The sequence below is a fragment of the Streptomyces sp. NBC_01275 genome, assembly GCF_026340655.1.
Lineage (GTDB): Bacteria > Actinomycetota > Actinomycetes > Streptomycetales > Streptomycetaceae > Streptomyces.
The window spans coordinates 4,678,141-4,696,082 of record NZ_JAPEOZ010000001.1 but is presented as its reverse complement, the minus strand read 5'-3'; the positions used below and the strand labels follow the sequence as shown (position 1 = coordinate 4,696,082).

Genomic DNA, 17,942 nt, shown 5'->3' with positions numbered 1-17,942 from the left:
GCCCTGATCGGCACGGGCAGGTCCCTCAGGGGGCGTCAGTTCGTGCCGATCCGGGCCAGCAGGTCCACGATCCTGCTCTGCACTTCCTCGCTGGTGGAGCGCTCGGCGAGGAAGAGGACCGTCTCCCCCGACGCCAGCCGCGGCAGGTCCGCCTGGTCGACGGCGGCCGTGTAGACGACCAGCGGGGTGCGGTTGAGCTGGCCGTTCGCCCGCAGCCAGTCCACGATCCCGGCCCGGCCGCGGTGCACCTGCATCAGGTCCATCACGACCAGGTTCGGCCGCAGCTGCCCGGCGAGCGTGACCGCGTCCGCGTCGCTCGCCGCCCGCGCCACCTGCATCCCGCGCCGCTCCAGCGTCGACGTCAGCGCGAGCGCGATCTCGGCGTGCTCCTCGATCAGCAGCACCCGCGGCGGATGCTGCTCGCTGTCCCGCGGCGCGAGCGCCTTCAGCAGAACGGCGGGATCGGCGCCGTACGCCGCCTCGCGCGTCGCCTGTCCGAGTCCGGCCGTGACCAGCACCGGCACCTCGGCGGCCACCGCGGCCGTGCGCAGCGACTGCAGCGCGGTACGGGTGATCGGCCCGGTCAGCGGGTCCACGAACAGCGCGGCCGGGAAGGCGGCGATCTGCGCGTCGACCTCCTCGCGCGAGTTCACGATCACCGGCCGGTACCCGCGGTCGCTCAGCGCCTGCTGGGTACTGACGTCCGGGGCCGGCCACACCAGCAGCCGACGCGGGTTGTCCAGCGGCTCCGGCGGCAGCTCGTCGTCCATCGGCGTCGGCCGCGGCGGATCGGCCACCTCGACGGCCCCACCGGGCCCGTCGAGCGGCTCGGGCCCCTCGGCGGCGTTCTCGTCCGGAGCCCCTATGGCATACGACCGCCCGGCACCCTCGGTGTTGCCGGGAACGAGCCGCACCTGCCCGGCGAGCGAGGGCTGCGGCACGGCAGCGGCGGCCTGCGCCACTGCTGCCGGCGCCTGGACCTGAGCCTGAGCCTGCGGTACGGCGGGCTGCTCGCCGGTCGGGTGCGGACGGGCCGTCTGCTCCGGGCGCGCGGCCGGGTCCGGCGGCGTCCCCAGCTTGCGCCGCCGCCCCGAACCGCCGGGGCCGTGCGGGGCGGGAGTGGCCGTGGCCTGGGCTGCCTGGGACGGCTGGGACATCTGGTGGGGCAGGGCGGTCGGTTGCAGCTGCTGTGGCTGGAGCGGCTGCTGTGCCTGCTGTACCTGCGCGGCCTGCCGGGTGAAGGGCACGCCCTGCCCCAGCGTCCGCACGCTGATCGCCCGCCCCTGTGTCGAGTTGGGGTCCATGGGCTGGGCCGTCGCCGCCTCGGCGGGCAACGGCTGAGCCACCCGAGGCTGCCCGACGGCCGCTTCGGGAGGAAGCGGGGTGCCCCCACCCGGGGTGGGGTCGGCGGCGAGGGGAACGGGGGGTGCTGAGCCGTTCGGCGGCACGGGCGTGTGCTGGGCGGCGGGGGCGACGACCGGGGCGGCTTCGGCCGGGAGGGGCTGGCCCTGCACGGGCGCGGGCACGGGCGCGGCCACGGGGAGGCCGGGGGCCGCCTGCGCCGGAAGCGGCTGTCCGGGCACGGGGACCGGCTGGGGGGCGGCGGGCGCCGGCTGACCGGGAGCGGGCCGGCCGGATGCGTCCTGCGCCTGCGCCGGAACGGCCGCCGGGGGAACGGCCGCCGGGAGCGCCCCGGGAACCTCCGGCGAGGGTGCGCCCTCGACCTCCGCCGGCTGGCCCATGGCACGCCGACGACGGCCTGTGGGCGCGTTCGTCGGGTGCGGCTGCGGCGGGGTGTGGTCGTCGGCCTGGTCGTGATCGATCTGGGCATGATCGATATGAGCTTGGTCGATATGAGCGTGGTCGATGTGGGCAGGGTCCATCGGGGCGTCGGCGGAAGGGGCCTGCGCCTGAATCTGCGCCTGCGCGGGGACGGCCGCCGCCTGAGGCTGCGCCGCGCTCTGCGGGTGCCCGCCCGCAACCGCCGTACCGCCCGCAGCGCCCGCAACCGCCGTACCGCCCGCAGCGCTGGCAGTGTTCGTACCGTCCGTACCGTCCGCAGCGGCTGAGTCCTGGGGCCCGTCCGTTCGGTCCGCCTCGGCGGGCGGCAGGGCGAACACCGTGCGGGGACCCGCTTCCTGTGCGGCGGCGCGCTCCGTCGCGGCGGCCAGGGCACGCCGGCGGCGGCCGGTCGGGTGCTGGTCCTCCGACTGCTCGGAGTCGGCCGTGGCCGGGGCAGGTGCGCTCGCGAGCGCCGGCAGGGCGGGCGGCAACGCGTTCTGGGGCTGCTGTTCGTCGGAGCCGCGCCGGGCCCGCCGTCCGCCGGGCGCCGGTACGCCCTGCGGCGGAACGGTGCCGCCCAGTCCCGTACCCGAGGCGGCGGTGCCCGCCGTGTGCTCGGCGGCCATGACGACCGCGCCCTCGGAGACGCCCGCCCCCGCGATGGCGACCACGCCGTGATCCGCACCGGCGTCGACGCCCTCGGCCGGACGCGCGCGTCGTCGCCCGGTGCCGCCGGAGCCCTCCGCCTCGTCGGCCACGGCCTCGCCCGGCGTCTCCTCGGCGGCCGCGCCACGCCTGCGCCGCCGTCCGGTCGGCACCGCGGCCTCCGCGTCGGAGCCGCCGTCCGCGCCCGGTACGTCGCTCTCCAGGAAGGCGTCCACGGAGGACCGCCGGGCCCGCCGACGGCCGCCGGAGGCATCCTCGTCCACACGCGCGCCGTCGCCGACGACGGCCGGCAGCGCGGCGGGCGCCGGAGCCGGCACGGCCCCCGCCCCGCCGCCCAACGGCACCTCCAGCACGTACGCGCTGCCGCTCATGCCCGGCACCTCGTGCGTCTGCAGCACGCCGCCGTGCGCCCGCACGATCCCGCGCACGATCGGCTCGTGGACGGGGTCGCCGCCGGCGTACGGCCCGCGCACCTCGATCCGTACGACCTCACCACGCTGCGCGGCCGCGACCACGACGGTGTTGTCCATGTAACCGCCCGCCGAGACGGGCGCGTTGCCGGTGGCGTCGACGCCCGCGACGTCGGCCACGAGATGCGCGAGCGCGGTCGCGAGGAGGCGTGCGTCGACCTCGGCCTCGATGGGCGGCGCGTGCACCGCGAACTGGACCCGCCCCGGCCCGATGAGCTCCACGGCCCCGTCGACGCCGGCGGCGACGACCGCGTCGAGCATCACCTTCGTACGGGAGACGTTTTCCGCGCCGGTGTCGAGGCGCTGGTAGCCGAGAACGTTGTCGATGAGGGTCGTGATACGCGAGTACCCCGCCGAGAGGTGGTGCAGCACCTGGTTGGCCTCGGGCCACAACTGGCCGGCGTCGTCCGCCGCCAGCGCGGCCAGCTCACGGCGCAGTTCGTCGAGGGGGCCGCGCAGGGACGCACCGAGCAGGGTGAGCAGCTGCTCGTGCCGCCCGGCGAGCGCCTCGAAGCGGTCCTTCTCCCGCTCGCCGAGCGCGGCGTAGCGCTCCTCGCCCGCCGCCAGCTCCTCCTCGTGCTGCTCGCGCAGCTCCTCGAGTTCGGCGACGTGCTGCTGGCGCAGCGCGGTGAGGTCGGAGGCGTGCTCCTCGGAGAGCCGTTCCAGCTCCTGCGAGTGCCGCTTCTCGACGGCTTCCTTCTCCTCGGCGAGGCTGTCGTAGGGCCGCCGGTCGGTGAAGGTCATCACGGCGCCGACGAGCTGGTCGCCGTCGCGCACGGGAGCGGTGGTCAGATCGACGGAGACCTTGTCCCCGCTCTTCGACCACAGCACCTGCCCGCGCACCCGGTGCTTGCGCCCGGACCGCAGGGTGTCGGCGAGCGGCGACTCGTCGTACGGGAACGGCGAGCCGTCGGCGCGCGAGTGCAGCACGAGCGTGTGCAGCTCCTTCGCGCCGAGATCACTCGCCCGATACCCCAGAATCTGGGCGGCGGCCGGATTGACGAGCACGATCCGCCCGTCGGTGTCCGTGCCTACGACCCCTTCGGCCGCGGCCCGCAGGATCATCTCGGTCTGCCGCTGCGAGCGCGCCAGCTCGGCCTCGGTGTCGACGGTGCCGGAGAGGTCGCGTACGACGAGCATCAGCAGTTCGTCGGAGGCGGAGGAGTAGCCGTAGCCGTCGTAGGCCTGCTGCCCGTTCTCGAGATTCGCGCTGGTGACCTCGACGGGGAACTCGGACCCGTCGGTCCGCCGCGCGACCATCCGCGTCGGCTTGGTCCGGCCGCGCGGATCCATGTGATCGGGCCGCCGCATGGACCCCGGGATCAGCTTGGAGTCGAACTGCGGCAGCAGATCGAGCAGTCCCCGCCCCACCAGAGCCGTACCCGGCGTCTCGAAGGCCTCGAGCGCGATGGTGTTCGCGTTGACGACCGTTCCGTTGGCGTTGACCAGTACCAACGCGTCCGGAAGCGCGTCGAGTATGGCTGCGAGGCGAGCAGCGCCTCGGGATGGCCTGCTGCTCACGAGTCGCTTCCTCCCTGTTACCGCACCTTGCCGACCGCTCGGGCCATCTTGCCAACCGACCCGCAGCGTGTCACGCGAGGGAGTCTAAGGGCTGGGGTCCCACCGGCGACGCCGGATGAGAGGGAGCTCGCACGACGAAGTGACACAGAACGTATGCCCGGACGCCTGACCATACCTTTTCGCCGCTTTTTGTCTTCTACCGTCCCTGTTTGTCTCCCACGGCTCCTTCCTACGGCTCCCCCCTAAGGCCTACGGCTTCGCCGCACGTTCCTCACTTTTCCTAGGTGTTTCTCAGCTTCGGGGGTGGGGGGTGGTGGGGGCTTGGGGCTGTCGATGGGGGGCGGCGGGGGCGGCGGGGTCGGCGGGGTCGGTGCGGATTGGTGGGATTGGTGGGATTGGTGGGATTGGTGGGTTCGGGAAAGGCCGGTGCGGGATCGGGATATCAGGCGGGATTATGGGATTAGCGGCGATCGGAAGGAGGCGCCGGTTCGGCGAAGGTCGGGCAGCAGGGGCACGAGCCGGTCCCACCGCTCGATCCCGCATCCGTTGCCGCGGTCGTACGTCGCGTCGACGGGCCGCCCGGCCCAGCGGCCCGTGACATGGGCGGTGGCCGGACCGCCGTACCGCATCGTGCACACGCCGTCCCGCGGAACGGGCGCGAAGGCGTCCCGGCCCCACCGGGTGTTCCGCTCCACCGCCCGACAGGCGCCAGACACGTCCGGGTGACTGCCGCGCCCGGGATGGCAGTACACCTCGAACGTCCCGTCCACCCGCTCACCCGCGTGCCGGACGGTCACGGTGAGGTGATCGTCCCCGACCCGGTCCTCTTCCCGGACGGGCGGGGGCGCGAGGGAGAGAGCCGGTCGGGCTGTCCCGGCGTACGTCGGGGTGGAGGCGGCGGCGACGGCAGGGCCGGCGGACAGCGCGCCAAGGGCGGCGACGGAGGCGGTGGCAGCGGCGGAAGCGACGACGAGGATCCGCCGGAAGGACCGGAAGGACCGGAAGGACCGGAAGGGCCGGGAGGGCCGGGAGGGCCGGGAGGGCCGGGAGGGCCGGGAGGGCCGGGAGGGCCGGGAGGGGGTGACCTGGAGCATGAGCATGCCCTGACCAACGCCGCGCCCTCCGGGACGTTGCGCCCGGCCAACGCCTTTGCCCTGCGGCCCACCCGCCTAGTACCGTGGACGCCGATTGGTGACACCACGCTCGACTGTGTCATCATCTGCACGCACCACTCGCACACACGCGAGCGGCTGTGCGGGAGGCGTCGCCTAGTCCGGTCTATGGCGCCGCACTGCTAATGCGGTTTGGGTCTTAAAGCCCATCGAGGGTTCAAATCCCTCCGCCTCCGCACGATCACCGAAGCCCCGGTCCTCATGGATCGGGGCTTCGCCGTTCCCCACCCCGCCCGACCCCCCTCAGATCAACGTTTCCGCAGCTCACAAGGGGTATGGCAAACGGATTTCACATGTCGGCGGCAGTCATGTAATGTTCTTCCTGTCGCCGCGAGCGGGCCGGAAGGGCCGGGAGCGCAAGACAGAAAAATCGAATAACAAGCACTCGTAGCTTAACGGATAGAGCATCTGACTACGGATCAGAAGGTTGCAGGTTCGAATCCTGCCGAGTGCACACAGGTCGAAGGCCCCGGAGAGATCCGGGGCCTTCGGCGTTTTGGGGCTGTACAGCAGCGAAGTACAGCAACGGGTGATGTCAAAGGCTGATGTCAGCCCACTTCGCCGCCGCCCATCGCTGCGGACAGCTTGCCGAGCGACGAGCAGCGAGCTGCACGTGTGCCGGGTGTTTCGGAGCGGGATCACGCGGAGGCCGGCGCGGCGAGCGCGCAGGGCGAACATGCGGGTGAGGTTGCCCGGCTCGATGAGTGTCCCGTACTTGCGACCTGAGCTCCACGGCGTCACCGTTCGGCAGCCCTGTGCGACCTGTTCGGTAGGCATCCGGGCCGCCGTGGCGAACGTGAGCGCCTGAACCAGCGACGTTCCGACGCGCGGTGCTCCGTTGATCTGCGTTCTCACCACGAACCCGATGCGCTCCGCGCCGCCTCGGCATTCGGTGGCGAATCCTATTTACTACTCAAGAAGATGTGAAGAGAAAACCCGCTCGACTCATAAAGTGGAGTGAGATACGTAGGAAATTAATTAAGAAACGCTCTCCTTGCGTTTCACGACGTCAGGGTCACTCATTTGCCGCGCATCTGGAGGAGGGGGAGCGGCGTTAGCGGGATATGACGAAAGCAAGGTCCCAGGGCCTGCCTCAACGCAACGCAAGGACGGATAATCTGCCTGCGGTCCGTGATCTGACAGTGGGGAAATACACTTTCCCGCCTGGTGCGGCATACTCGGCGCTTGCGGCACAGGGCACCGTGATCGGGGACGGCGCGTGGGTCGAACGTCAGGTTACCGAGCCACTGCTTCGCGAGTTCCTTGTGCTACTGGAGGCAATCCAGGAGGAACTCAATTCGCGGTGGAACGGTCAGGAAAACTCCGGCCGTCGAGTGGACGGCGCCCGACAGGCGCATTTCTGTGAATCATGAACATGTAGATCCTTCCTTTGCGCGACGTGAATGGTATTCCGACGCGTACTCCTATGGGTCGGGCACTGGCTGGAACGGTGGACCTGCCGACAGCGTGCACGCAGGGGTTCCCCTGACCCCACCCGACGCGGGCTGGGACCCGGTCGAGGAACTTGCCTATCTCCTGCAGGACGCTGCTCCGCCGGAGCAGACGCCCAGGGTGCCGCCACCTCGCAGCGAGCACCCATCCGGAGTCAACTACATCGACCCGATGGAGAGCCTGGCGCAGATCACCGCTCAGCTGCCGCCCACCCGACGCTCTGCTGCCGGGCATCGGAAGATCCAAGTCCGAAAACTCCGACTCAAGTGGTTGCAGACCGGCAGCTTCGTCATCGTCGCACTCGTTGCCGTCATCGTGGCGATGGTCAGCGTCTTCGGCGGCATAGTGGCCTACAGGCCTCTGCAGAACATCACGTCCGGAACGGGAGGCGCGATGGTCCCGTCGTGGCCGCTTCTCGTGTACGGCCCCTGGATGGTGGCCTCTCTCTCCATCCTCCGGACTGCCCTGCATCAGCGTCGAGCTGTGCACTCATGGTTCATCGTTCTGCTCTTCTCCTCCGTCGCGATAATGCTGTGCGTAGCACAGGCAGACATGACCTTCACCGGTATTGCTGGAGCTTCCCTGCCCGCTCTCGCGTCCCTCGCGTGCTTCCAGCAACTCGTCCGGCAAATCACATTGACCCTGCCACCGCGACAGGGCACGCGCCGCCACCGCCAATAGCGGCCGATTTCCGGCCGGTGCCGTGCCGCACGCGGGGTCCGGAGCGGGATCACACGGGGGCCGGCCTGGCAGGCAACCGCAGGTTCAGCCCGTCAGCCGCAGCCGGCAGGCGTCGGCTCGCCGGAGTGGCCATACCCAATCCTCCCGACGTCTTCGCCGCTGCACCGGAACGATCAGCTGGTGACGCACCAGGATCCGACCGTTCGCCCTGGTCAGCCCCCGCACTGAACTCTCTACTGAGTTCGACGTGGTCACGGCTTCCGAACTAACGAGACGCAGGCGGTTGCACATCATTTCGCATCAGCCGCTCCAGGGATTCCAGATCGTTAAAGAACAGTCGTATCGCCCGCTGATATTCAACAGAGGCGGCTTCTGCCGGACCCGAAGCAATTATGTCGCGAGCAAGCCGAAGTTGCTCGTATACCGGTACCGCCGCCTGATATATGTGCTCCGGGGCAGCAATCGCCAACTCTCGGAGCAGCGATTTGGCATCACTGTGCTGTGGATCGCTGAGGAAGGCCGCGTGTACAGCTCGCTGACGTATGGGTCCTGGCTCCTCCCGGAACGCTGCCACTGTCATGCGGCTATGCGCTTGGGCTAGCGAAATCAGGAAACGCACGTAGATTGCACGCTTAGTTTCGTTCCATTGGTGATTTTTTTCGCGACGAGAACGGAAAACATCAGTTATAAGAGTCGTCCCCACGCCAAAGAGAGCACCGAGCGCTGCAACCGCCAGAGTCCCCCACTCCATGGGCGCAGCGTACGAGCATGGACGCGAACGGTCCAGATGGCCTTCCCGAGCTGGCGCGACACACTCCGCCGTAACCCAACCGTCGCGGCCGCGGAAGCCTTCTGGGTGATGTCAGTGGCGGTTGCAGCGGAGAGTGTTGGTCGTGCCCAAGGCTGCCGGTTGTGACGACGAACGGAATGTATGGGGGGTGTACTGCCGTACCGGGGTGCGTAGCTACAGCGGGGGCGCACGCTCTTGCGCGAGCTATGACCGTACGTTCGTGCGCCTGTTCTTGGCGGGAGACAGAGGCTTTTGTGACGGCCATCCTGATTACTCCCATCTAGTCCGGATGGGTGCGGCAGGGGGAGGATCAGTATGTCGCTTGTGCGAATACGTCGAGGCAAAGCGACCAGCTTGGTCTGGGCGTTAGTGCTGAGTGGAGCGATCGTCGTGCCGATCGGAGGTGCCACACCGGCCGCTGCGGCCGACTGGTGGACATGTCCTGCCGGTAGTAACCCCAACTCGTGGGACCCGCGCTACACGTCGGTAGTCGGTACCGCCGGGGTCTGGTGGCGGAAGATCGAACTGCGCTATCACCGTGGTACCCGGTGCGCTTGGGGTCATATCTTCAACGGCTCACCCGGTGACTCGGTCTGGGTCGACTGGTCCGCCAACGGGGGACAGACCTGGAAACAGTTGGACGTGACCAAGATCCGGCGAGGCCGTCGCGAGGTGTACACAGTCGCCCGTAACGATGCTGGGTACGTGATGCGGGCGTGCGGCAAGGCGGGGAATCGTTCGGAAATCGCCTGCACCGGTTGGTACTAGCTGGCCGTCTCGCTGAGCGCGCATCCGATGTGCGCGCGTAGTTCAGCAACTCCCGTCACCACCAGCAAGGTTGCAGGTTCGAATCCTCGTGGCCACCTCGGGTTGCACCTGGCGGTCGTTGCCGCCGGTGTTCGGGTCGGCCTGGCCCACGGTGCGAAGGTCCACCTCATCACGGACCGGACCGGACCGGACCGGACCGGACCGGACCGGATCGGAGCGGACTGCCGCTGGGTGTCTCCGCCGCCGACATGCGCGACAGCCTCGGTCTGAAGCCGCTCGTGTGCGGGATTCCGCCGATCCGCTCCCGCCGCGGACCCGCCGTCGTCGTCCTGCCCAACAAGGGCGTCGAGTCGTCCACGCGGCTCGACCGTCACCGCCAGGTGGTCGTCGAGAGGACTGTGTCCCGGCAGGTCGCCGACGCCTGCGCCGCCGTTACGAGCGGAAGCCGGAACACTTCCTCGTCTTCCTCGTCTTCCTCGTCTTCCTCGTCTTCCTCGTCTTCCTCGCCTTCGTCGGCCTGGTGGCGCTTCTGGTCGGATACCGCCGCCTGACCAGGACCGCCGGCATCGCCGATCAGCGGTCCTGCGGCCCAAGGGGAGGCGTCCTCCACATCTTCAGTCACGCCAAGTCGTAACTCATGCCCGGAGGTCCCCGCACGGCAATGACGAGGGCAACTATCCGAGTGACTGGCCAGGGGTAAATTCCCGGTCAACACTCCGTTGACGTTCTGTGGAGATCGACGCGGTCCTCTGGCTCACCCTCCGTCCGGAGATATGCTCACGGCTTCTCGCATCCCAAGTGCACTCTGCACAAAGGGAATTGACAGTGAGATAAAAGAGAGAAGCACTTTCATGCGACGGATGAATCGGGCGGCATCAGTGGTTGCCGGAATAGCGGCCCTGGTGCTGGGGGCCTCGACTCAGGCCTACGCCTCCGCGGACAGCGGCTGGGTGTACACGGACAACAAGGGCGGCAAGGCCTACTTCGACGCCGATGTGAAGAGCGGCAACAAGGAGAAGGTCACGGTCTGCGACCTGAAGACCAACAACCGGGCGGTCAAGGTCGAGTTCTACCTGACCGGTGGCGGCGACGGTGCGGACAGCCCGATCCACACCCTTGTGGACAAGGACAACGACGGCAAGTGCGTCTCGAAGTCCTACAACTGGTTCGGCGAAGAGCGGGACGTCACCATCGCGGTGCTGGAGTACCACGGCTCGAAGACGTACAACATGAATTTTGGTCACGCCACGTCGTAGTTGACGCATAGGGGGGTGGTCGGCACGGCTTCCGCCGTGGCGACCACCCCTCACCGCTTCAGGAACACCGGGCTCGTGAACCCCGCCGGCGTGGCTGACTGTCGTCGGCCCTCACGGGAGCTCAGCCAAGGCTGACAGAGAGGGGTGGTGGCTACCGGCGGCTACCGCCGGTGAGGGGTCACACCAGGCCTGCGTGTCGGACAGTGCTTGGCACTTTCATCGGCGAAAGCGCAGAGCTGACCGATGAACTCTCGGTAGCTGTCCGGGGCGTCGCGGTCCTTGCTGGGCGGCCCGTCGATCCACTGCTGCCAGAGTCCGTCCGGGGCGAGGAACCGGGCCGCGTGGTCAGCACCGAGCTTGGCGTCGAGCAGCAAGAGCGCGCCGAGGGCGGCTTCCTGGTCGTAGTAGAGGTCAGGGCGGGGCAGATAGCGGTCGAGGTAGGCGACCAAGGGGTCGGCGTCGGCAGAGGTGCCGAAGGCGGCCAGAGCGACACAGTAGGCCTGCCCCGCGTAGGGCCCTTCGCTGGCGAGCAGGAGTTCGCCGAGACGTTCCCGGAACTCGGTTCTGCCGGCAACGGCGATGAGCCAGGCCGCCGTCTTGCGCTCGCGCCATCCTCGGTCGAGCAGCATGCCCAGTTCACGAGGACTGATCTCACCGGCAGCCTTGCCCAGCTTCTTCATGAACCGGGCCCGGTCGCGCCCACTCATACCGAGAAGGCCGCCGCCGACTTTGAGGTACCGGCGGTCGGGCGTGACGTAGCGGCGGATCAACCTGAGCGGCTCATCCTCTTCGTCGGTGTGGCGCATGACAGCATCCTCGTACGGCCGAAGCTGTCAGACCAGCGGTCCGGCCGGTCGGGAGACTCAACCCTGTGTGCAGCCGATCCATCCGCGCACCCAGCTTCCCGAGCTCCGCCCTCCGCCCTCCGCCCTCCGCCCTCCGATCTCCGCCCTCCGATCTGTGGGCTTCGGGCTTCGGGCACCGGATACGCGGTGGCTGCCTGGCGCGTGGTTCTGTACCTTCCCTCCCATGACCGACAACCGAAGGGGCAATGCCGCGTAGGCGCCCGTCAGCCCTGCGGGGCGACCTCTCCGTCCGGCCTCTGAGGCCGCGGCGGTACCCGTTGATCGATCGCCTTTCAGGCTCTTGCACAGCTGACCTGCGGCGGCTGGAGCGGACCCGCTTCTGGCCCGAAGCCACGGAAGAGGCGTTCTGGCACTGGAGGGTTCGTGCCCATGGCCCTCTCAGGCAACTTGTAGACCCGGTCGCAGGTCCTGATTGCGGCATCCTTGCGTGCGGGTGCTACGGCGTCGACTTCCGCGGGCACCTCGAAGCCGTGCTTCACGCACTGCCCGGGAAGAGCGCGCGCGAGTTGCGCGTCCTCGTGCGGGCCCTCGACAAGAAGATCCTGGCGAGGGCCAGGGTCATCCCGGCTGACAGCCTGGACGTGTTGTGGTGGCGAGGCCGGTTCTAGGACATGGGCGGTCGGCCGCCCATGAACGCAGATGAACGTGTCCAGGGCCTGGGAAAAGCTCATCCCCGTTGCCGACACCAGCCCCAGAGCTACGAGCAGGAGGCCGAGCGGCTCATGGTCGGATACGGCGCTTCCACCAAGGATCGTCGGCCGAGGCGTACGGGTCTTGGAGTGTCCGCTTGAGGAACCTTGTGTCCAGAGGCGCCAGGGCTGCCAGAAACTCTCGACGGGCGCTGCGTTTCATGCCCGCCGCCGTGCCTGCCAGGAGGCTTCGGGCGTGCCCGTCTCTCCAGAGCGTGGTTCCGTATCCGTAGTTGGGACCCTCTTCCGGCCACTTGTGCAGGGCGAGGGACCAGGCCTGGAAGGCGTGTGCGACGTGCCCGAGGGGCAGCCTGTGCCGCGTCTCGAACTGGGTGATCTGCCGGTTTGTCGCAGCAGACAGACCCGTGATGACTCGTCTGCTGCTGGGCGTCCTCGCAGAGGACCGCCCGGCCCTGATCTCGCCTGGGGGCCGGCGAGGCATGAACACTTCCGGTGGGAAGACGGCACGGATGCCGAGGCTAAGCCGCGGCAGCGGCTGACATCAAGCTTCCGCGGGAGCAAAATCCGAACGGCCGCAAGCGCCGAGTTGCCGTGGAGGAAGAAGCGATGAGCAGGAAGAGGCAGTGAACACGATGCGTATCGTCGAGCTGTGGCTCGCGCAGGAACGGCCCGCGGTGGACGGGCTGTTTCGTGCGGACGGTTCCGCTCGGGTGGTCGAGGTGGACGGCCCGGAGCTGTCCTGGTTCGACGTGGCCGAGCCGTTCGACCTGGATGCGCTGCTGGCCGACGATCCGGAGTGTCTGACCAGGGCCGACATCCATCCGCAGGGTCTGGCGGAACTGCCGGACGGGTCGGGATACATGTGCTGCGGCGACGGTTCGCTGGGTTCTGAGGGTTTCTTCGCCCGGCTCGATCAGGACGAGAACCTGGTGTGGGTGGTGTCGTTGCTGGAGTCCAATCCGTTCGAGCGGGCGGAGGTCCACGGCTCGCTGGCCACCTTCACCAACAACCTCGGCAACTCCCTCACCATCGACCTGACAAACCCGGACTTCGCCTGACGCCAGCCGGGACTACGGCACCCCGCGACTCCGGCACTCCGGCACTCCGCCACCCCGGGACCTCAGTAGACGATGACTCGCCAGCGCTCGACCCACAGCAGCCACTCCCGCCCGTGCCGCGCACCTGGACGCGGTCGCGTTCGACCTGCCAGACCGTGCCGTAGAGCGTGGCGTCGGGGAGGTCCACCCTGACGACGTCGTAGACCTCCAGCTCGTCCTCGACCGGACGGGACCAGGTATGCGCGCAGCCGTCGCAGACGTAGCCGACCACCTCGCGTCCCGCGACGGACATCGGTGTGCGGGCCTCGACGTCACCCGTCGCCCCCTTCCCGCATCCGCAGCTCCCCCCGATACGCCTGGGCAAGGCCCGTCGCGCGGGTGAACCAGTCGGTCAGGACGGCGATCTCGGCCGGGGAGTAGTCGGCGAAGAGGGTGTTCAGGCGGGCGTAGTAGGGCTCGTAGAAGGCGTGTACGCGGGCTACCGCGGACGGTACCGCGGCTACGCGGACTCGGCGGCGGTCTTCGGGGTCGGGGCGGCGGGTGACGTAGCCGGCGCGTTCCAGGCGGTTGAGGATCCCGGTCACCGCGCCGGTCGTGACCTGGACGCGGGTGGCGAGGTCACCGGCGGTGAGGAGGTTCTCGCCGGCCTGGAGGACGTAGGCGAAGCAGGTGAGGTCGGAGACGTTCAGGCCCAGGCGTTGGGCCATCTCCTGTTGGCCGACCATCGACGCCGCGATGAGGTCGTCCATCGCCGCGAGCGCTTGTTCGGGGGTGGCGGCCGGGCGGGACGGCGGCGGCGGGACCGGCGGGTCGGCAGTCATCGCGGGTTCTTGCTTCCTCTTCGGCCAGTGGTTCGTGCTGGGTCCTTGTTATCTGCTTTCCACTTCTCTTACCTTGTAAGAGGTTCATGTTCATAACCTCTTAGATCGCGAGGGATCTTGATGTCCGAACATATATACGACGAGGGGCATACGGTCGCCGGCTGGACGGGGGTGGCCGTCGCGGCCGTCGGGGCCGCCCTGGCGGGGGTGGGTGTGTGCGCCGGGTCCGCCGCGGCGATCGCCGGCGGGCTGGTCGTCGTGGGCGTGAGCGTGCTCGTCACCTGGGGACTGCATCTCGCCGGGTGGGGCAAGCCGCCGGGGGTGCGGCCGCGGGCGGAGTGGGGGATGCGGGTGCGGGACTCGGGGGCGCGGGGCGGGCATTCGGGGTGTGCGGGGTGTCGGCTCGCGGGGCGGGGGCGGACGGCTGTCGGGGCGTTGTCAGTGGCGGGTTCTACCGTGGGGGGTGATGGCACAGGCATGGAAGTGCACGGGGCTGCGGTGGTCGGCGGAGGGTCCGGTGCTGATGTGGGACGGGGGGCGTCGTAGCCCCTTGTCCTGGGGGAAGCGGGTGGCCTTCGGGGTCGCGGAGGGGGGTGTGCGGGTGTGTGTCGGGGCTCGGGGGCATGCGTGTCCGGTGCGGGCCGGGATCTCGGGGAGGAGCACCGGCGGACGGTGCGAGGAGTGTGCGCGGCTGGATCGGGCGCACTCCGTCGCCGCCGACGGGATCGCGGACGATCCACGGCCGTACCGGGTGTATCTCGCCTGGTTCGGGCCCGGGCTCGTCAAGGTCGGGATCACGGCGGTCGAGCGGGGGTCGGCACGGCTGCTGGAGCAGGGGGCCGTCTGCTTCGGCTGGCTCGGCGTCGGGCCGTTGATGGCCGCCCGGCGGACCGAGGAGCTGCTGCGCGCCGCCCTGCGGGTGCCGGACCGGATCCCGTACGTCGAGAAGCGCGCAGTGCGCTCCTCGTTGCCGGAGACGGAGGAGGAAAGGGCCCGTGAGGTGCGGGAGTTGTATGCGCGGGCCGTGGAACTGGCCGGGTGGCCCGAGTCCTTGGCGTGTGAGCCCCTTCATGTCGTCGATCATGTGCGGGCGTTCGGGCTCGACGGGGTTCCGGTCGCCGTCGGGGAGGTGAGCGAGCTGGTCGCGGGGGGTGCGGTGAGCGGGGAGCTGGTGGCGGCCGCCGGGCCCGATCTGCATCTGGCCGCCCGGGGCGGGACCGTGGTGCTCGACACCCGGTTGATGCGGGGGTGGGAGCTCGTTCCGGCGGGCGCTGCGGAAGGGGCCGGGGAGGTCGGGCTGCCGGTGCGGGAGCTCGGGAGACGGAAGGGGAGGGGGCAGATTCAGGACGGTTTGTTCTGATGCGGGACCGGCAGGAGTGAGGGGCGGGGCGGCTGTGACAGGTTTCCCGGCGGCTGTGACAGGTTTCCTAAAGGAATTCCATCGGGGAATCAGGACCTCGGGGTGATCATCCAGGGGTGTGAAGTGGGGCGAACGCGGGTGTTCCGCGCAAGGGGTCCCGGTTCCCTGAGAGCCGGCTGTGCGTTTCTCAGGAAAATCACAGACAAGGGAAAGCGTGCTCTCAGAGGGCACCGACATGGTGTCTTCCATGACCACGACCTCGCCCCAGGGGCGCACCGAACTGCTGAGGCCGGACGGGAGCCCCGTCCGAGTGCTTGTGGTGGACGACGAGCTGTCGATCACCGAGCTGCTGTCCATGGCCCTGCGCTATGAGGGATGGCAGATCCGGAGTGCCGGCGACGGCACGGGCGCCATCCAGACCGCGCGGGACTTCCGTCCCGACGCCGTCGTCCTGGACATGATGCTTCCCGACATGGACGGGCTGACGGTCCTGGGGCGGCTGCGGCGCGAGCTGCCGGACGTTCCGGTGCTGTTCCTCACGGCCAAGGACGCGGTCGAGGACCGTATCGCCGGGCTCACCGCCGGCGGCGACGACTACGTCACCAAGCCGTTCAGCCTCGAAGAGGTCGTGGCCCGGCTGCGCGGACTGATCCGGCGCTCCGGCGCCGCAGACCGGCGCTCCGACTCCGTGCTCGTCGTCGGGGACCTCACCCTCGACGAGGACAGCCACGAGGTCTCGCGCGCCGGGGACAACATCCACCTGACCGCCACCGAGTTCGAGCTGCTGCGCTTCCTGATGCGCAACCCGCGGCGCGTGCTCAGCAAGGCGCAGATCCTGGACCGCGTGTGGTCCTACGACTTCGGAGGCCAGGCCAACGTCGTCGAGCTGTACATCTCCTACCTGCGCCGCAAGATAGACGCGGGGCGTGAGCCGATGATCCACACCCGGCGTGGCGCCGGGTACCTGATCAAGCCCGCGGCCTCATGAGCGGGCGACGACGGCCGCGTCCGCAGAAGAGACGAGCGGGGAAGCCGCGCACCCTGCGGACCAGGCTCGTCGTCGTGTCCGTGACCCTGATCGCCGTGATCTGCGCGGTGATCGGCACCGTGACCACCCTGGTGCTGCGGGACCATCTGTACGGGCAGCTGGACGGCTCCCTGAAGGAGGCCACCATGCGCCTCTCCGGCGGCCCCGCCGGAGGACCCGGTGGCAAGGACGGCGCCAAGAACAGCAACGGCACCGCCAACGGCAACACCAACGCGCCCCAGAAGCAGATGACCCTCGACGAGTTCGTCTCCCAGGGCCCGGGGCCGCAGAGGGCCCTCGCGGCCAAGGTCGAGAACGGCTCGATCACCAGCGGCAAGGTCGGCGAGAAGAAGAACGACGACAACAACATCCCGCGGATGGACCCCGAGGGACTCACCGAGGCCCAGATGAAGGTGCTCGGCTCGGTCTCGCAGGACGGGAAACGGCACACCGTCGAGATCTCCGGTCTCGGCACCTACCGGGTCCAGTACATCCACGGCAACAACGGCGACTACTACGTAGGCATCCCGACCTCCGACGTCGACAACACCATCAACACCCTGATCATCGTCGAGATCAGCCTCACCGTCGCCGGTCTCATCGCCGCGGCCCTCGCGGGCACCGTGATGGTCAGTGTCGCCACCCGCCCCCTCCGCAAGGTCGCCGCGACCGCCACCCGGGTCTCGGAACTCCCCCTGCACACCGGCGAGGTCAACCTCAGCGAGCGTGTCCCGGAGTCCGAGACCGACCCGCACACCGAGGTCGGCCAGGTAGGCGCCGCGCTGAACCGGATGCTGAACCACGTCCACGGCGCCTTGCACGCCCGCCAGGAGAGCGAGATGCGGGTCCGCCAGTTCGTCGCGGACGCCAGTCACGAGCTGCGCACCCCCCTCGCCTCCATCAGGGGATACGCCGAGCTGACCCGGCGCGGACGGGAGGAGGTCGGCCCCGACACCAAGCACGCGCTGGGCCGCATCGAGTCCGAGGCCGGCCGGATGACCTTCCTCGTCGAGGACCTGCTGCTGCTCGCCCGCCTCGACGCGGGTCGCCCGCTGCAGTTCGAGCAGACCGACCTCGTACCGCTGGTCATCGACACGATCAGCGACGCCCGCGCCGCCGGACGCGACCACGTCTGGCGCCTGGAACTTCCCGACGAGCCCGCCCTCGTGTCCGCCGACGCGGCACGGCTGCAACAGGTGCTCGTCAACCTGCTGGCCAACGCCCGTACGCACACCGCGCCCGGTACGACCGTCACCGCACGGGTGCAGCGGCGTGGGCCGTGGCTGTGCGTGGACGTCCAGGACAACGGTCAGGGCATCCCGCCCGATCTGCTTCCGCACGTCTTCGAACGGTTCGCGCGCGGTGACTCCTCGCGCTCCCGCGCCTCGGGCTCGACCGGTCTGGGCCTCGCCATCGTGCAGGCCGTGGCGACCGCGCACGGTGGCGCCGTGACCGTCGACAGCGTGCCCGGGCAGACCGTCTTTACGGTGCATTTGCCCGCGCTTGCCCCCGCCGTGCCCCAGCCCGCGCCCGAAACGAACTGGCAACTCGACTCACAGGTCGAGCACAGTGCCACCACATGGGTGCAACAGGGCGCTTGAC

Annotated in this window: 13 protein-coding genes, 2 tRNA genes and 1 pseudogene; 11 read left to right on the top strand and 5 right to left on the bottom strand. The window is 69.3% G+C overall.

Going from position 1 to position 17,942, the window contains the following annotated elements; translation table 11 throughout:
- Window positions 1–35 precede the first annotated feature (35 nt).
- Together OG562_RS20670 and OG562_RS20665 are read right to left on the bottom strand one after the other, a co-directional pair.
- Window positions 36–4,439 (bottom strand): PAS domain-containing protein, encoded by a 4,404-nt coding sequence (locus OG562_RS20670; protein WP_266399881.1) that lies wholly within the window; start codon window positions 4,437–4,439, stop codon window positions 36–38.
- Between the two features lie 452 nt (window positions 4,440–4,891).
- Window positions 4,892–5,539 (bottom strand): SSI family serine proteinase inhibitor, encoded by a 648-nt coding sequence (locus OG562_RS20665; RefSeq protein ID WP_266399879.1) that lies wholly within the window; start codon window positions 5,537–5,539, stop codon window positions 4,892–4,894.
- A gap of 157 nt (window positions 5,540–5,696) precedes the next feature.
- Between OG562_RS20665 and OG562_RS20660 the strand changes: the two genes are divergently transcribed.
- The 3 genes from OG562_RS20660 to OG562_RS20650 all read left to right on the top strand — a co-directional run bounded on the left by OG562_RS20660 (window position 5,697) and on the right by OG562_RS20650 (window position 7,744).
- Window positions 5,697–5,787 (top strand) — tRNA-Ser (locus OG562_RS20660).
- 205 nt (window positions 5,788–5,992) lie between these two features.
- Window positions 5,993–6,065: transfer RNA gene (locus OG562_RS20655), tRNA-Arg, on the top strand.
- Between the two features lie 1,169 nt (window positions 6,066–7,234).
- A complete protein-coding gene (locus tag OG562_RS20650) occupies window positions 7,235–7,744 on the top strand; it encodes a hypothetical protein (RefSeq protein WP_266399877.1) in 510 nt (169 codons plus the stop codon).
- 265 nt (window positions 7,745–8,009) lie between these two features.
- Here the strand turns inward: OG562_RS20650 and OG562_RS20645 are convergent, their stop codons facing one another.
- Window positions 8,010–8,495: a hypothetical protein gene (locus OG562_RS20645; RefSeq protein WP_266399876.1), complete on the bottom strand. Its 486-nt coding sequence runs from the start codon at window positions 8,493–8,495 to the stop codon at window positions 8,010–8,012.
- A gap of 1,016 nt (window positions 8,496–9,511) precedes the next feature.
- Here OG562_RS20645 and OG562_RS20640 point away from each other — a divergent pair.
- Window positions 9,512–9,855: pseudogene (locus OG562_RS20640) on the top strand (hypothetical protein); the annotation flags it as partial.
- A gap of 298 nt (window positions 9,856–10,153) precedes the next feature.
- Window positions 10,154–10,558: a hypothetical protein gene (locus OG562_RS20635; protein ID WP_266399875.1), complete on the top strand. Its 405-nt coding sequence runs from the start codon at window positions 10,154–10,156 to the stop codon at window positions 10,556–10,558.
- Between the two features lie 161 nt (window positions 10,559–10,719).
- On the opposite strand, the gene OG562_RS20630 is transcribed toward OG562_RS20635, so the two are convergent.
- Window positions 10,720–11,364: a DUF6000 family protein gene (locus OG562_RS20630; protein WP_266399874.1), complete on the bottom strand. Its 645-nt coding sequence runs from the start codon at window positions 11,362–11,364 to the stop codon at window positions 10,720–10,722.
- A 530-nt stretch (window positions 11,365–11,894) separates the two neighbouring features.
- Between OG562_RS20630 and OG562_RS20625 the strand changes: the two genes are divergently transcribed.
- Complete coding sequence (locus OG562_RS20625; protein ID WP_266399873.1) at window positions 11,895–12,032, top strand: hypothetical protein; 138 nt, start codon at window positions 11,895–11,897, stop codon at window positions 12,030–12,032.
- A gap of 674 nt (window positions 12,033–12,706) precedes the next feature.
- Complete coding sequence (locus OG562_RS20620) at window positions 12,707–13,132, top strand: hypothetical protein (RefSeq protein ID WP_266399871.1); 426 nt, start codon at window positions 12,707–12,709, stop codon at window positions 13,130–13,132.
- Window positions 13,133–13,443: 311 nt separating this feature from the next.
- Here OG562_RS20620 and OG562_RS20615 read toward each other — a convergent pair whose 3' ends face one another.
- Window positions 13,444–13,953 carry a MarR family winged helix-turn-helix transcriptional regulator gene (locus OG562_RS20615; RefSeq protein ID WP_266399869.1) on the bottom strand — a complete coding sequence of 170 codons (510 nt, stop codon included), beginning with the start codon at window positions 13,951–13,953 and terminating at the stop codon, window positions 13,444–13,446.
- A 120-nt stretch (window positions 13,954–14,073) separates the two neighbouring features.
- Here OG562_RS20615 and OG562_RS20610 point away from each other — a divergent pair, with 120 nt between their 5' ends.
- The 4 genes from OG562_RS20610 (at window position 14,074) to OG562_RS20595 (ending at window position 17,941) form a co-directional block, all read left to right on the top strand.
- Window positions 14,074–14,499 carry an HGxxPAAW family protein gene (locus tag OG562_RS20610; RefSeq protein WP_266399867.1) on the top strand — a complete coding sequence of 142 codons (426 nt, stop codon included), beginning with the start codon at window positions 14,074–14,076 and terminating at the stop codon, window positions 14,497–14,499.
- Complete coding sequence (locus OG562_RS20605; protein WP_266399865.1) at window positions 14,420–15,313, top strand: DUF2797 domain-containing protein; 894 nt, start codon at window positions 14,420–14,422, stop codon at window positions 15,311–15,313. Before OG562_RS20610 ends, OG562_RS20605 begins: the two co-directional genes overlap by 80 nt.
- A gap of 247 nt (window positions 15,314–15,560) precedes the next feature.
- Entirely contained in the window at window positions 15,561–16,301 is a 741-nt protein-coding gene (locus tag OG562_RS20600) for a response regulator transcription factor (RefSeq protein WP_266399863.1), read from the top strand.
- The gene (locus OG562_RS20595; RefSeq protein ID WP_266399860.1) at window positions 16,298–17,941 is read left to right on the top strand and encodes a HAMP domain-containing sensor histidine kinase; all 1,644 of its coding nucleotides are present in this window, start codon (window positions 16,298–16,300) and stop codon (window positions 17,939–17,941) included. Before OG562_RS20600 ends, OG562_RS20595 begins: the two co-directional genes overlap by 4 nt.
- The last annotated feature ends 1 nt before the right edge of the window (window position 17,942 follow it).